The 14,227-nt window shown below is 68.8% G+C and carries 12 protein-coding genes; 7 read left to right on the top strand and 5 right to left on the bottom strand.

What is annotated here, in order from left to right:
• Positions 1-23 precede the first annotated feature (23 nt).
• Positions 24-626: a c-type cytochrome gene (locus tag A37E_RS0112880; RefSeq protein ID WP_051678992.1), complete on the bottom strand. Its 603-nt coding sequence runs from the start codon at positions 624-626 to the stop codon at positions 24-26.
• Between the two features lie 228 nt (positions 627-854).
• Here A37E_RS0112880 and A37E_RS0112875 point away from each other — a divergent pair, with 228 nt between their 5' ends.
• A complete protein-coding gene (locus A37E_RS0112875; RefSeq protein ID WP_051678991.1) occupies positions 855-1,640 on the top strand; it encodes a 3-deoxy-manno-octulosonate cytidylyltransferase in 786 nt (261 codons plus the stop codon).
• Positions 1,641-1,648: 8 nt separating this feature from the next.
• Positions 1,649-2,509, top strand: coding sequence for a prephenate dehydratase (locus tag A37E_RS0112870; RefSeq protein WP_029556958.1), 861 nt, complete (start codon positions 1,649-1,651; stop codon positions 2,507-2,509).
• Positions 2,510-2,586: 77 nt separating this feature from the next.
• Here the strand turns inward: A37E_RS0112870 and A37E_RS0112865 are convergent, their stop codons facing one another.
• The 3 genes from A37E_RS0112865 to A37E_RS0112855 form a co-directional block, all read right to left on the bottom strand.
• Entirely contained in the window at positions 2,587-4,392 is a 1,806-nt protein-coding gene (locus A37E_RS0112865) for a solute carrier family 23 protein (RefSeq protein ID WP_051678990.1), read from the bottom strand.
• The gene (gene nudC / locus A37E_RS0112860; protein WP_029556956.1) at positions 4,385-5,323 is read right to left on the bottom strand and encodes an NAD(+) diphosphatase; all 939 of its coding nucleotides are present in this window, start codon (positions 5,321-5,323) and stop codon (positions 4,385-4,387) included. The genes A37E_RS0112865 and nudC overlap by 8 nt, the downstream gene beginning before the upstream one ends.
• Before the next feature lie 75 nt (positions 5,324-5,398).
• Positions 5,399-5,839, bottom strand: a complete 441-nt coding sequence (locus tag A37E_RS0112855; protein WP_029556955.1) for an HIT family protein — start codon at positions 5,837-5,839, stop codon at positions 5,399-5,401.
• A 308-nt stretch (positions 5,840-6,147) separates the two neighbouring features.
• On the opposite strand from A37E_RS0112855, the gene A37E_RS0112850 reads away from it, so the two are divergent.
• The 5 genes from A37E_RS0112850 to A37E_RS0112830 all read left to right on the top strand — a co-directional run bounded on the left by A37E_RS0112850 (position 6,148) and on the right by A37E_RS0112830 (position 13,633).
• Entirely contained in the window at positions 6,148-7,407 is a 1,260-nt protein-coding gene (locus tag A37E_RS0112850) for an aspartate kinase (protein ID WP_029556954.1), read from the top strand.
• Positions 7,408-7,502: 95 nt separating this feature from the next.
• A complete protein-coding gene (gene ptsP / locus A37E_RS0112845) occupies positions 7,503-9,770 on the top strand; it encodes a phosphoenolpyruvate--protein phosphotransferase (RefSeq protein ID WP_024277358.1) in 2,268 nt (755 codons plus the stop codon).
• A gap of 79 nt (positions 9,771-9,849) precedes the next feature.
• Positions 9,850-10,932 carry a peptide chain release factor 1 gene (gene prfA / locus A37E_RS0112840; protein WP_024277357.1) on the top strand — a complete coding sequence of 361 codons (1,083 nt, stop codon included), beginning with the start codon at positions 9,850-9,852 and terminating at the stop codon, positions 10,930-10,932.
• Between the two features lie 3 nt (positions 10,933-10,935).
• Positions 10,936-11,874, top strand: coding sequence for a peptide chain release factor N(5)-glutamine methyltransferase (gene prmC, locus A37E_RS0112835; protein WP_245279325.1), 939 nt, complete (start codon positions 10,936-10,938; stop codon positions 11,872-11,874).
• Between the two features lie 568 nt (positions 11,875-12,442).
• Positions 12,443-13,633, top strand: coding sequence for a DUF4167 domain-containing protein (locus A37E_RS0112830; RefSeq protein ID WP_029556952.1), 1,191 nt, complete (start codon positions 12,443-12,445; stop codon positions 13,631-13,633).
• A gap of 80 nt (positions 13,634-13,713) precedes the next feature.
• Here A37E_RS0112830 and cynS read toward each other — a convergent pair whose 3' ends face one another.
• Complete coding sequence (gene cynS / locus A37E_RS0112825) at positions 13,714-14,202, bottom strand: cyanase (protein WP_051678988.1); 489 nt, start codon at positions 14,200-14,202, stop codon at positions 13,714-13,716.
• Positions 14,203-14,227 lie beyond the last annotated feature (25 nt).

Raw genomic sequence — 14,227 nt, 5'->3', positions numbered from 1 at the left:
ACGCCCCGAGCACCGCCCTCAGATCACTTGTGCCCGGCGGGCGCCGCAGCGGGGGCGGCGGCAGGAGCCGCTGCCGGGGCCGCAGCCGCTGCGGTGGGCAGGGGCTTGGGATCGTGGGACAGCGAGTTCAGGTACGCGATCAGGTCGGCGCGCTCGGCTTCCTTGCCGATGCCGGCGAAGGCCATGGCAGTGCCGGGCACGGCGGCCTTGGGATTGGTGAGGAAGGTGTTGAGCGCCAGCGGGGTCCAGTCGCCGCCCTTGGCCTTCATGGCCGCGGAATAGGCGAAGCCCGAGGCGGAAGCCACCGGACGACCGACGATGCCGTAGAGGTCGGGGCCGACCTTGGCGCCGGCGCCTTCCTGGAAGTTATGGCAGGCGGCGCACTTCTTGGCCGCGGCCGCACCCTTCTCGATGGACGCGGTGGCGAAGAGCTGCTCGATCGGAACCTCGGCCGCCGCCTTGGGCGCGCCGGCAGCGGCTGCGCCTTCCTGCACCGCGATCTCGAAGCCGGGCTTGGCCGGCGCCTCGGGGGTGAACAGGATTTCGGACACGATCCCGAGGCCGAGGGTCAGCGTGAGCGTGCCCAGAACTGCACCCGCGATCTTGTTCAATTCAAAACTGTCCATCGGCGCTACGCCCCTCGGAGGTCCTGTGTCCCACCGGGCGCTGCACCGAAACGGCGCGCTGCCCGGCCCCAAGCATGTCGATGAATGGCGCGCGGGGGAGCCCCACGAACCGTCGGCGACACTAAGCACTTTGAACCGGTCGAAGCAACCCGTATAAGGCGCGCCCCAATGCCACTCCCCGCGTCTGTCCCGGAGCGGCCTTCCGGACCCCGCCGAGGACCCCCGCCCATGCCGGCCGACACCCCTTCCCCCGCCCCAGCCCCCACCGGGCATCCGGCCGGGCGCGTGCTCGTGCTCATCCCCGCCCGCATGGCCGCGACGCGCCTGCCCGGCAAGCCGCTCGCCGACGTGGGCGGCCGCCCCATGATCGTCGAGGTGGCGCGGCGCGCGGTCGCAGCCGGCATCGGCCGGGTGGCGGTCGCCACCGACGCCCCCGAGATCGCCGCCGCCGTGACTGCCGCCGGCCTCGAGGCGGTGATGACGCGGGCGGACCACCCCTCCGGCTCGGATCGCATTTTCGAGGCGCTCACCGCCCTCGATCCGGCGGGCGAGGTGGAGATCGTGGTCAATGTGCAGGGCGACCTGCCGACGATTCTACCGAACACCATCCGAACGGCACTGATTCCCCTACTGGCAACCTCGGCTGACATCGCGACATTGGCCGCCGAAATCACCCTTGCCGAGGAGCGTACCGACCCGAACGTGGTGAAGGTGGTGGGCTCGCCGCTGGCGCCGGGACTGCTGCGCGCGCTCTATTTCACCCGCGCCACCGCCCCCTATGGAGAGGGGCCATTATACCACCACATCGGCCTCTACGCCTATCGCCGGGCGGCTCTGGAGCGCTTCGTCTCCCTGCCGCCTTCTCCCCTGGAGAAACGGGAAAAACTCGAACAATTGCGGGCACTTGAGGCCGGCATGCGGATCGACGTGGCGGTGGTTGACGCGGTGCCGCTGGGGGTCGATACCCCGTCCCATCTGGAAAGGGCACGGGCCCTTCTCGCGCAGGAAAAATGAGCATGCCCATGAGCCGACGTATCACGTTCCAGGGCGAGCCCGGCGCCAACTCCCACATCGCCTGCCGCGAGGTCTTCCCCGACTTCGAAGCCGTGCCCTGCCCCACCTTCGAGGACGCGTTCGCCGCCGTGGAGAATGGGGCGGCGGCTTACGCCATGATTCCCATAGAGAATTCGGTGGCGGGGCGGGTCGCGGACATCCATCATCTGATGCCGCAGTCGAGCCTTTCCATCGTCGGCGAGTACTTCCTGCCGCTCTCCCACCAGCTCATGGCGGTGAAGGGCGCGACCCTCTCCACGCTGAAGACCGTGCAGAGCCACGTGATGGCGCTGGGCCAGTGCCGCAAGGCCATCCGCACCCTTTCCCTCACGCCGATTATCGGTGCAGATACAGCAGGTTCCGCCCGCGAGATCGCCGAGGCGAACGACGCGACCCGCGCCGCCATCGCCTCCCGCCTAGCGGCGGACATCTACGGCCTCGACATCCTCGCCGAGAACATCGAGGACGAGGCCCACAACACCACCCGCTTCATCATCCTCACCCGTGGCGCCGACTGGGCTCCGGCGGGGCGCGGGCCGGTCATCACCACCTTCGTCTTTCGCGTGCGGAACGTCCCGGCGGCGCTCTACAAGGCCATGGGCGGCTTCGCCACCAACGGGGTGAACATGACCAAGCTGGAGTCCTACCAGCTCGACGGCCAGTTCACCGCCACCCAGTTCTATGCCGACGTGGAAGGCCATCCGGACGACCGGTCCGTGAAGCTGGCGCTGGAAGAATTGGCCTTTTTCTCCAGAGAGATGCGCATCCTGGGCGTCTATCCCGCGCATCCCTACCGGGCGCGATTCGGGGACTCAGATCCGGCGATCTGAGTCCCGCCCGTAAGCCCGCACGACGCCTGAGCGAACGCAGCATCCCAGCCCGCGCGGCGCTTGAGCGAAAGCAACGCCTAATGATCGAACCGCACCATGATGCGGGCGCGACCGGCGGTGCGGCCGAAGCTCACGTGGTCGGACAGATGGGTGAGCATATAGGCCGCGAAGGAAGCCTGCTCCTGGGCGTCGCCCAGAAGCGCTTCTGGTGAGGGTCGCTCCTTCGGGGCCTCCATGACGATACCGTCATAGACGACCGAGACATCGAGGTGGCTTTCGTCGAACCGCGCGCGCAGCTCGATGGGACCTTCGGCGATGCCGCTGTCGGCCACCAATTCCAGCGCCTGGGCCACCGTGGGGATGGCGGCGGCGATCACATCGCGCCGGGCGCCCCAGTTATCGCCCTGATTTTCAAGGAAATCCCGCACGAAGGGGAAGGCGTGCGCGCCCTCCGGCACTTGCTCCACCGCCTCCTGCGCGATGCCGATGCGGAACAGCAGGTTGAGCATGATGGCGCTGAGCGCGCCGACCGTCAGCGGCGTCGAGAACAAGGGCTGCAGCATCAGCGGAAGCTGGCGGGTGATGGGCAAAAGCGCCACCGAAAGCCCGGCCAGAACCGAGAGCCCGACCACGAACACCCGCCGCTCGCTGAGGCGGCGCGAGGTCACGAGGTCCATGCCCGCCACCACCAGATAGGCGGAGGTGTAGAGCAGGATTCCGCCGATCACCGGCGAGGGAATGAGGGTGAGCGCCACGATCGCCTTGGGCACGAAGGCGATGGCGAAGATCATGATGCCGGCGGTGAAGCCGATGACGCGCGCCGTGGACTGGGTGGCGAATGCGAGACCCACCGAGGAAGACGAGAGCCCCGACTGGAAGCCCGAGGTGAGCCCGTTCAGGATGTTGCCGATGCCGCAGGCCGTCACCGCCCGTTGCGCCGCCGGCATGTGGGCGCGGCGCCAGTCGGCATCGTTCATCTTTTCCAGCGACACGGTGACGGAGAGCACGTCCACGAGGTTCATCACCACCAGCAACGCCATCAGCGGAAACAGCGCCGGGGCGAACTGGAAGGACGGCAACGTCAGGGTCGGCAAGGCGAGGAGCGGCGCCGCGGCAATGGCTTCAGGTGCTTCAGGGCGTCCGGCCCCGAGCGAGAGGGCGACGATCCAGCCGATGCTTGCCCCCGCGAACACCGCGAAAAGCTTCAGCCGCCGCGGCGCGAACACGGTGATGGCGACGATGATGCCCACCGTCGCGAGGCTGGAGAGAACGGCATTCTCCTCCACCATGGGGCCATGGTCGAGCCCGAGCGCCCGCCTGAGCGCCGGGCTTGCGAGCGACACGCCGAGCATGCTCACCGCGACGCCGCAGACTTCCGGCGGCAGCAGCACGCGCAGCGGTCGCACCAGCCGGGCGATGAACAATTGCGCGATGCCGACGAGGAGCGTCGTCGTCGCCATCAGCCCCAGCCCGCCCAGCGCCAGCGCCTGCACCGCCAGCGGGATCGCTCCGGGCGCGGGGATGTGCACGGCGAGATAGCCCGAGCCGAAGCGGGTGCGCATGCACTGGATGATGGTGGCGACCCCGATGCTCATGGCGCAGGCCGAGACCATGGCCGAGATCTGGTCGGCGGGCAGCTTGGCCTCGGTGGCGGCGAGCACCGGGTAGATCAGGAAGGTCACGGCCAGCATGGCGTGCTGGGCGGCGAGCGGGATCAGCGCAGCAGGCGGCACATGGTCATCCAGCCCGTAGACGAGGGAGGGCGGCCGGCGCCCGGTCCGCGTGCCGCGGCGGGAATCAGGAAAGAAACGGTCGAGCAGATGCGTCAGACGGGCAAGGCGCGCCGGGCGTGGAGCACCATCGGGCGCCGCCGGTTCAAGCATGCCCGCCCTCGATGAAACTGCGGATCAGATGGTGCGCGATGGCGATGGGCGGCGGCACGAACAGCCCGTCGGGATGGGTGCGGGTGAGCATCAGCATCACCTCGTCCCGGCCGAACCAGCGGGCATCCTCCAGTTCGTTGCGGTCGATGACGAGGTCCTCGCTCGTCGCCTGCGCGATACAGCCGATCATCAGCGACATGGGAAAGGGCCACGGCTGGGTCGCGAAGTAGCGAACCTCCCCCGTCCGGACGCCCGCCTCCTCCAAAGTCTCGCGGCGCACGGCGTCCTCGATGGTCTCGCCGGGTTCCACGAAGCCGGCGAGGGTTGACCACATGCCGGGGGCGAAATGGGGTTGCCGGCCGAGCAGGCAGCGGTCCCCGCGGGCGGTGAGCATGATGACGACAGGATCGGTGCGCGGGAAATGCTGGGCGCCGCAGGAGGGGCAATCCCGCCGCCAGCCAGCGTCCACGATGCGCGAGGCGGCGCCGCAATTGGCGCAGAAACCGTGCCGTGTATGCCATGCGCGCAACGCCTTGCCGCAGGCGACGGGCCCGAGGTGATGCGGTGCGATCAGGCCGCTGACGGCGATGGTGCGCAGGTCGGGGACCGTAAGCCCATCGCCCTCCAGCGCCTCCCTCAGGGCAGGATCGAACCCCTTGGCGAAGCGCGGCGCGCCGTCGCTCTCGATGCCCAGAAACAGGGGCTCGCCGCGCCCGCGCGCCTCGGCTTCCGCCCGGTCGAACAGGGGATCGAAGACCGGCCCCGCGCCCTTCAGCGCGACCAGTTCCCCGCCGAGCAGGTAGAAGCGGGCGGCCGGATGATCCAGGAGATCGGCGGCGCCGGCACGCAGGTGGCAGGCGCGGTCAAGCGGGCTGTCCACATAACCAAGGGTCGGCCAGACGCCGAGATCGGGGCGGGAAATGAAGGACATGGACCAGACGACCCCGGCAGGCGGCAGGCTGCGAATTGATGGCGACCGTCGCACGCAGCCGGAGCCGAGGCAAGGCTATCCCACCGGCAAGGCTGGGCTGTGCACACTGAGCCGCCCGCGCAGGGCATCGAGGCGGGATTGGCGCTCCAGATCGCCCATCGGCTCGCGGGCGCCGGCACCGAACACCACGCCCGGCCAGGCCGCGTCGCCGGGATTGCGGGCGATGATATGCACATGGAGTTGCGGTACCATATTGCCCAGCGCCGCGATGTTCAGCTTGGCGCAGCCCGTAATGTCCTTCAGCGCCCGCGAGACGAGGGCGACCTCCTCCATGAGCGTCAGGCGGTCGTCGGCATCGAGGTCGAAAACCTCAGACATGGCCGCCCGGCGTGGCGTGAGGGAAACCCAGAAGAAGCGCCGGTCCTCCACCAGCCGCACATGACACAACGGCAGGTCCCCCACGGCCGGTCCGTCCGCGGCGAGGCGGGGGTCGAGCGCGAAGGCATCTTCGGTCATGGGCGGGGCTCCGGTGGGACAGACGGTTGATGCCTGTGCGCTCCCCGCGCCGCAAGCAGGTTTTCCGGCTTTGCGCAGAGCGGTTGCCCCGGCCCGCCGTTGCCGCTATGGAGGCGCCCCAACAGCTGCGCGACCTCGAAAACCCCGCGCGCAAGGACTTAAGGGATGTTCCGCTCGGCCACCTCCGCACCCCAGGCATCGCGTGCCCGGCTCAGCCGGCGAAAATGATGCGGAGCTGAAGCCGGCCGCCGTGATCGGCGCCGCACGCGTGCAACCCCAAGGATATCTGGCGAAGAAAGGCACGAGCGATGGCTCGGCTTGTCATGAAGTTCGGCGGCACATCGGTCGCCAATATCGAGCGCATCCGCAACGTGGCGCGCCACGTCAAGCGCGAGGTGGAGGCCGGCTACAAGGTGGCCGTCGTGGTCTCCGCCATGTCCGGCAAGACCAACGAACTGGTCGCCTGGTGCAAGGATGCCTCCTCGCTCTACGACGCGCGTGAATATGACGCGGTGGTCGCCTCCGGCGAGCAGGTGACGAGCGGGCTGCTCGCCATCGCGCTGCAGGAAATGGGCGTTTCCGCCCGGTCCTGGCAGGGGTGGCAGATCCCGATCTCCACCGACGATGCGCACGGCTCCGCCCGCATCATGGACATCGACGCCGACCGTCTGGCCACCTCCATCGAGGGCGACGAGGTGGCGGTGATCGCCGGCTTCCAGGGCATCCACCTGCCCACGGGGCGGATCACGACGCTCGGCCGCGGCGGCTCGGACACCTCGGCGGTGGCGGTGGCCGCGGCATTGAAGGCCGAGCGGTGCGACATCTATACCGACGTGGACGGCGTCTACACGACCGACCCGCGCGTGGTGCCCAAGGCCCGCCGCCTCGACCGCATTGCCTTCGAGGAAATGCTGGAAATGGCCTCGCTCGGCGCGAAGGTGCTGCAGGTGCGCTCGGTGGAGCTCGCCATGGTGCATAATGTGCGCACCTTTGTGCGCTCGAGCCTTGTGGACCCCGACGCGCCGGAGATGCGCGAGGTCGAGAAGGCCGGAACGCTCATCTGCGACGAGGAGGAAATCGTGGCAAGCCAGATGGAATCGCAGGTGGTCACGGGCATCGCCTTCTCCAAGGACGAGGCCCAGGTCTCCATCCGTCGCGTCGCCGACAAGCCCGGCATCGCCGCCGCCGTGTTCGGTCCGCTGGCGGACGCGCACATCAATGTGGACATGATCGTCCAGAACGTGTCCGCGGACGGCTATACCGACATCACCTTCACCGTCCCCACGGCCGATTTCGAGCGCGCCAAGGCGGTGATCGAGCGGGCCCGCGATTCCATCGCCTTCCAGGCGATCGAAGGCGCCGGGGACGTGACGAAGGTGTCGGTCATCGGCATCGGCATGCGCTCCCACGCCGGCGTCGCCGCCAAGGCGTTCGAGGCGCTGGCGGGCCGTGGTATCAACATCCGCGCCATCACCACGTCGGAGATCAAGATCTCCTTCCTGATAGATGCGGCCTATACCGAACTTGCGGTCCGGACTCTCCATTCGCTATACGGGCTGGACAGCTGAGGGCGGAACCGTTGACGGTAGCCCTGCGGGGGCGCGCCATCCGTTGGATAGCCTCGCGGGGTTACTGAACCCGCTCATTTTTAAGGATGCGGCCGATGCGTGGCGCGCTCGGCGGTCCGCGCGTGCTGCTCCGGCGTCTCCGTGAGGTGATGGCGGAGCCGGTCAGCGCGCAGGACCGCCTCGACAAGATCGTTGTGCTGATCGCCGCCAACATGGTGGCGGAAGTCTGCTCGGTCTACGTGCTGCGCGTCGATCAGACCCTTGAGCTGTACGCTACGGAAGGCCTGAACCGGGATGCGGTTCATCTGACCGTCATGAGCGTGGATGAGGGCCTCGTCGGCCACGTGGCGCGCGAGGCCGAATCGCTCGCCTTGCTGGACGCCCAGTCCCATCCCGAATTCTCGTACCGTCCGGAGACGGGCGAAGAGATTTACAACTCCTTCCTCGGCGTGCCTATCCTGCGCGGCGGCAACACGCTGGGCGTTCTGGTGGTGCAGAACCGCGCCCGCCGCACCTATACGGAAGAGGAGATCGAGGCCCTTCAGACCACCGCCATGGTGCTGGCGGAGATGATCGCCTCGGGCGAACTGACGGCGCTGGCCAAGCCGGGCGCCGAACCCGCCGTGCGCCGGCCGCTGCATCTCAAGGGCGTCGCCCTCGCCGACGGGCTTGGCCTTGGCCATGTGGTGCTGCACGAGCCGCGCATCCGGGTGACCAACGTCATCGCCGACGACGTGGTGAAGGAAACCGCCAGGCTCGATGCCGCCATCGGCAAGCTGCGCCACTCCATCGACCTGATGCTGGAGGACGACGGCCTCTCCAAGGCCGGCGAGCATCGCGACATCCTCGAAGCCTACCGCATGTTCGCCCACGACCGGGGCTGGATGCACAAGATGCGCGAGGCCGTCCTCTCCGGCCTCACCGCCGAGGGCGCAGTGGAGCGGGTGCAGTCGGATACCCGCGCCCGCATGATGCGCGCCTCCGACCCCTATCTGCGCGAGCGCCTGCACGACCTCGACGACCTCGCCAACCGGCTCCTGCGCGAGCTGACCGGACGGTCCCGCGGCATGGAGCGGGAGGCGCTGCCCGAGAACGCCATCCTCGTCGCCCGCAACATGAGCCCGGCGGCGCTGCTGGATTACGATCGCACCAGCATTCGCGGCCTCGTGCTGGAGGAAGGCGGAACCACCAGCCACGTCACCATCGTCGCCCGCGCCCTCGGCATCGCCGCCGTGGGACAGGTGGAGAATGCCGCCGGCCTCGCCGACCAGGGCGATCCGGTCATCGTCGACGGCCAGAACGGCGAGGTCCATCTGCGCCCGCCCGGCGACGTCGAGGAGGCCTATGCCGAGAAGGTGCGCTTCCGCGCCCGCCGGCAGGCCCAGTATGCCGCGCTGCGCACCCGGCCCTCCGTGACGAAGGACGGCGTGCATGTGGACCTGAACCTCAATGCCGGCCTGCTGGTGGACCTGCCCCACATCGCCGAGACCGGCGCGGCGGGCATCGGCCTGTTCCGCACCGAGCTACAGTTCATGATCGCGTCGGCCTTCCCGCGCATCTCCGAACAGCTGAAGCTCTACCGCGCCGTGCTGGACGCCGCAGGCGACCGCCCGGTCACCTTCCGCACCCTCGATATCGGCGGCGACAAGGTGCTGCCCTACATGCGCACGGTGGAGGAGGAGAATCCGGCCCTCGGCTGGCGTGCCATCCGCCTCGGGCTGGATCGGCCGGGCCTGCTGCGCAGCCAGATGCGTGCCCTGCTGCGCGCCGGCGCGGGGCGGGAGCTGCGCGTGATGTTCCCCATGGTCGCCGCGGTGGATGAATTCGACCGGGCCCGGGCCATGGTGGAGCGGGAGCTGACTCACCTGCGCCGTCACGGCCACGCCCTGCCGGATCGGGTCCAGGTGGGCGCCATGGTGGAAGTGCCGTCCCTGCTCTTCCAGCTGGACGAGATCCTGTCGCGCGCCGATTTCCTCTCGGTGGGCTCCAACGACCTCGTGCAGTTCCTCTATGCGGCCGACCGCGCCAACGTGCGGGTCGCCGACCGCTTCGATCCGCTCTCCCCCCCGGCCCTGCGGGCCTTCCGGCTGGTGGCGGAGGCGGGCCTCCGCCACGGCAAGCCCGTGACGTTGTGCGGCGAACTGGCCTCCCGGCCGCTGGAGGCGGTGGCCCTCGCCGCCTTGGGCTACCGCTCTCTGTCGGTCTCCCCGGCGGCCATGGGGCCGGTCAAGGCGATGCTCCTTGAGACCGACGTCTCCGCCGCCCGCAAGGTGCTGCTGCCCTTGCTCGAGGACCGTACCGGCACTGCCGATCCGCGTGCCATGCTGACCAAGTTCGCGCGGGACTGCGGCCTGCCGCTCTAGCGGGCGCGCTGCCGCGCCTCTGCTCTTGCCCTTTTCTCTTGCCCCTTTTCCCCAAACCGTCCGGATCCGTCAGCCCCTTATGAACACCCTGCCCCTCGCCAAACTCGACCAGCTGGTCGCCCGGCATGCCGAGATCGAGGCCGCCCTGTCGCATGGGGCGGAGGGGGAGGAGTTTGTCCGCCTCGGCCGTGAGTTCTCGGATCTCTCGCCCGTGGTGGAGCAGGTGCTGGCCCTGCGTGGCGCGGAACGCGACCTGGAGGGCGCCCGGGAGCTGCTTGCCGATTCGGCCGGCGACCCGGAGATGCGCACCTTGGCCGAGGCCGAGGTGGAGCGGCTGGATACGCGGATTACCGAGCTGACCACCGCCGTGCGCCTCGCGCTCCTGCCCAAGGACGCCATGGACGAGCGCGGCATCATTCTGGAGGTGCGCGCCGGCACCGGTGGCGACGAGGCGGCGCTGTTCGCAGGCGACCTTTACCGCATGTATACGCGCTACGCCGCCGACAAAGGCTGGAGCGTGGAGGTGCTGTCCGAGAGCGAGGGCACCATGGGCGGCTACAAGGAAATCGTCGCCGCCGTCCACGGCAAGGGCGCCTATGCCCGGCTGAAGTTCGAGAGCGGCGTCCACCGGGTCCAAAGGGTGCCGGCCACCGAGGCGGGCGGGCGCATCCATACCTCCGCCGCCACCGTCGCCGTCCTGCCGGAGGCGGAGGATGTGGACGTGGACATCAATGAATCCGACCTCCGGATCGACGTGTTCCGGGCCCAGGGCGCCGGCGGCCAGCATGTGAACAAGACCGAATCGGCGGTGCGCATCACCCACATCCCCACCAACACGGTGGTGGCGGTGCAGGACGAGCGCTCCCAGCATCGCAACAAGGCCCGCGCCATGGCGCTGCTGCGGTCCCGCCTGCTGGACGAGGAGCGCCAGCGCAAGGAGGCCGGCCGCGCCGCTGACCGCAAGGGGCAGGTCGGCTCCGGCGACCGTTCCGAGCGGATCCGCACCTACAATTTCCCGCAGGGGCGCGTGACCGACCATCGCATCAACCTCACCCTCTACAAGCTGGAGGAGGTGATCGCCGGCACCGCGCTCGACGACATCATCGAACCACTGCTGACCGAGCACCAGGCCGCCCTCCTCGCAGCCGCCGAGGAGGCCTGAGCCGTGCCTGGCCCCGGCGACACGCCCGCGGCCGACCTGACCATCGCCCAGTTGCGCCGGCTGATGACCGCGCGCCTCGCCGCCGGTGGCATGGAGACGCCGGAGCTGGATGCACGGCTGCTGCTGGCCCATGCCCTCGGATGCCCGCCGGGCGAGCTTCTCAGCCACGGCGCCGCCCCCGCCGCGCCCGATATCCTCGCCGCCACCGAGGCGCTCCTCGCCCGGCGGCTCGCGGGGGAGCCTGTGGCCCGCATCTTCGGCCACAAGGAGTTCTGGAGCCTCACCTTCCGCCTTTCCCCGGACACGCTGGTGCCGCGACCGGACACGGAAACTTTGGTGGAGGCGGCGCTGTCCCTCTTTCCCGACCGTGCCGCGCCGCTGCGCATCCTCGACCTCGGCACGGGCACGGGCGCCATCCTCGCGGCCCTGCTTTCGGAGCGGCCGGCCGCAACGGGCATCGCCGTGGACCGCTCGGAGAACGCGGCCCGGACGGCCCGGGACAACCTCGAAGCGAACGGCCTCGCCGGCCGCGCGTCTGTTCTTGTCGCCGACTGGGGCACCGCACTTGCCGGCGGCTTCGACCTCGTCGTCTCCAACCCGCCCTACATCACCGAGGATGAGATGGCGGGACTTGCCGTCGACGTACGCCTCCACGATCCCCGGCTGGCGCTGGTTGCGGGGGCCGACGGGCTGGCGGCCTATCGCATCATCGCCGCCGATCTGCCGCGCCTGCTGAAGCCCGGCGGCGCGGCTGTTCTCGAACTCGGCGCGGGGCAGGAACCCGCCGTCGCCGCCCTCGTTCAAGCGGCAGGGCTGGGGCTTCTCGGCCCGGCGCGCGCCGACCTCGGAGGCATCCCGCGCGCCCTTTGCGCCCGGTGGCCCGGCGCCGCACACCCACCGGCCGATGAAAAAAGGCTTGGAACCTTTGAGGGAAATGGCTAGTGTCAGTCGCAGGAATCGAACCGGAGCATTGGTCCAGAGGGCTGATGCGGGCTTCCGAAATCTCAAACGGATGTTTCGGTCGCTGGGGATGCGAGAGCGTGGAGCGCGCGATGGCGCTGCTCATGCGAGCGTCCTGCGGTTGGATCGTTTCACGGTGCTGAATACGCGCGGCCCACGGAATGTCGGTGACATCTTAGGCGGTGGCATCTTGGGTGATGTCGTCTTCGGCGATGTCGTCTTGGGGTTGCGGCATCTCGTGTATTGGCGCCCGTGCTGGGGGGCACGGAACGGGGCTCGATGATCGGACTGATCCTGACTTCTTGACGACTTTCGCTTTGGTCCAGCGCGGACGCCGGCGCAGGCGGCTTCCGCGGATCTGACGGTCTTGTCCTGCGGACGGAGCAGCGTTCCACGGCACCCATTCCAATGGGGTGGAGTTCCGAAGGTTCGTTTCATGAGACGCGCGCCGCCGGAGCGGGAAGCCCGGCGGGATATGCGGATTGTACCGGCGCGATGCGGCCGGGCGCAGACGGCGGCGTGAACGCCGGGCGAGTAGAGATCGATCCATATGAGAAATGGTCAGCAGAAGCGCATGCGCGGCCGCAACAACAACCGGCGCAGCTCAAACCCTTTGACGCGGGTGTATGAGTCGAACGGCCCGGATGTGAAGGTGCGCGGGACAGCCCACCACATTGCGGAAAAGTATCAGCAGCTCGCCCGCGACGCCCAGTCCTCCGGCGACCACGTGGCGGCTGAGAACTATTTCCAGCATGCGGAACACTATCTTCGCCTCATCGCCTCGCTGCAGGGCCAGTTTGCCCCGGTGAACGGCTTCGGCCGCGACGAGGAAGGCGACGACGAGGACATGGACGACATGTCCTCCCTCGACGCGCCCCAGCCCTACGGCCGCAACGAGCAGCCCTATGGCCGCGGCGAGCAACCCTACCAGTCGCGCGAAAATCGGGATGATCGGGGTCAGCGCGAAGATCGCGGCCAACGTGAAGATCGGGGCTACCGGGATGACCGGGGTCAGCGGGATGATCGTGGTCAGCGGGATGACCGTGGCCAGCGCGACAATCGGCAGGGCAATTTCCGTCGCAATCGGGATGACGACGAGAGCTACCAGCCGCGCGAGGCCCGCGACAACCGCGAGAATCGGGACCCCCGCGAACAGCGCGAGCCCCGGGAGCAGCGCGAGCCCCGCGACCAGCGGGAACAACGGGACCCGCGGGAACAGCGCGAGCCGAGAGAACAGCGCGAGCCGCGCGAGTTCCGCCGCCGCAACCGCGACGACAATGGCGAAGGCTTCGTGCCCCGCGCGGCCCGCGCGCCCCGCAGCGACGATGGCGATCAGCCGCGTCCGCATCGCGCGCCGCGCAATGAGGAGGTCGAGCAGCCCCGTCCGCCCCGCGCCCCCCGCGTCGAGGAGCAGGATCTCGGCCTGCCGTCCTTCATCACCGGCGCACCGGCCGTTCCCAAGGAGCGCCCCGAGCCCAAGGCCGAGGTGAAGAGCGAGCCGAAGGCGGAGCCCCGCGAACCCAAGGCGGAGCCGAAGGCCGAACCGAAGGTCGTGGCCAAGGCGGAGAAGGCTGAGCCCAAGGCGGCTGCGGAAACGCCCCGCGAGGAGGGTGCAGAGGTCGCCGAGGGCGCAGACGCCCCGCGTCCGCGTCGCCGCCGCTTCCGCACCCGGGCCGGCGAGGGAGCCGAGGCTGCCGCAGAGGCCCCTGCGCCCGAGCAGCCGGCACTGTTCAACGAATAGGCCTGCATTCCTCGACCGAAACAAAAACCCCGCCGGTCACCCGGCGGGGTTTTTGTTTGGCCGCGCGGCGGAAGGCCGGCTCAGCTTTCCTTGAAACCGTAGTCGGGGATGCCCTGCTCGTTGCCGTAATATTTGTAGGGCAGGAATTTGCCGGACATGGTGATCTGCACCCGGTCGCCCTTGGGGTTCGGCTCGCGCACCATCTCCATGTTGAAGTCGATGGCGGACATGATGCCGTCGCCGAACTCCTCCTCGATCAGCGCCTTCCAGGCCGGGCCGTTGACCATCACCAGCTCGTAGAAGCGGTAGATCAGCGGATCGGTGGGCGGCATGGGCGTGCCAGCGCCGCGCATGGGCACCTCGTTCAGCATCCGCTCTTCCACCTCGGAAAGACCGAACAGCTCGGCGGCCTTCTTCGCCAGCGGCTTCACCAGCTTCATCTGGCCCAGCAGCGCGCCGACGACGAGCACCGGCGACATGCCGCCGATCTCGTCGCAGATGTATTTCCAGGTCCACCCCTTCTCGCGCTTGATGTCGAGAAGCTTCTCGGTCAGTTGCTCGCGCTTCATCTTCTTATGGTCTCCGCTTGAGTTC

This window comes from Xanthobacter sp. 91, from assembly GCF_000702385.1.
GTDB classification, from domain to species: domain Bacteria; phylum Pseudomonadota; class Alphaproteobacteria; order Rhizobiales; family Xanthobacteraceae; genus Xanthobacter; species Xanthobacter aminoxidans.
Note: the sequence above shows the minus strand (reverse complement) of the source record. Positions and strands in the feature narration are given on the sequence as shown.

Bases quoted from the DNA above. Each gene is read 5' to 3' on its own strand.
- A37E_RS0112880 (WP_051678992.1), bottom strand. From the start codon at position 626: ATGGACAGTTTTGAATTGAACAAGATCGCGGGTGCAGTTCTGGGCACG.
- A37E_RS0112875 (WP_051678991.1), top strand. From the start codon at position 855: ATGCCGGCCGACACCCCTTCCCCCGCCCCAGCCCCCACCGGGCATCCG.
- A37E_RS0112870 (WP_029556958.1), top strand. From the start codon at position 1,649: ATGAGCCGACGTATCACGTTCCAGGGCGAGCCCGGCGCCAACTCCCAC.
- A37E_RS0112865 (WP_051678990.1), bottom strand. From the start codon at position 4,392: ATGCTTGAACCGGCGGCGCCCGATGGTGCTCCACGCCCGGCGCGCCTT.
- nudC (WP_029556956.1), bottom strand. From the start codon at position 5,323: ATGTCCTTCATTTCCCGCCCCGATCTCGGCGTCTGGCCGACCCTTGGT.
- A37E_RS0112855 (WP_029556955.1), bottom strand. From the start codon at position 5,839: ATGACCGAAGATGCCTTCGCGCTCGACCCCCGCCTCGCCGCGGACGGA.
- A37E_RS0112850 (WP_029556954.1), top strand. From the start codon at position 6,148: ATGGCTCGGCTTGTCATGAAGTTCGGCGGCACATCGGTCGCCAATATC.
- ptsP (WP_024277358.1), top strand. From the start codon at position 7,503: ATGCGTGGCGCGCTCGGCGGTCCGCGCGTGCTGCTCCGGCGTCTCCGT.
- prfA (WP_024277357.1), top strand. From the start codon at position 9,850: ATGAACACCCTGCCCCTCGCCAAACTCGACCAGCTGGTCGCCCGGCAT.
- A37E_RS0112830 (WP_029556952.1), top strand. From the start codon at position 12,443: ATGAGAAATGGTCAGCAGAAGCGCATGCGCGGCCGCAACAACAACCGG.
- cynS (WP_051678988.1), bottom strand. From the start codon at position 14,202: ATGAAGCGCGAGCAACTGACCGAGAAGCTTCTCGACATCAAGCGCGAG.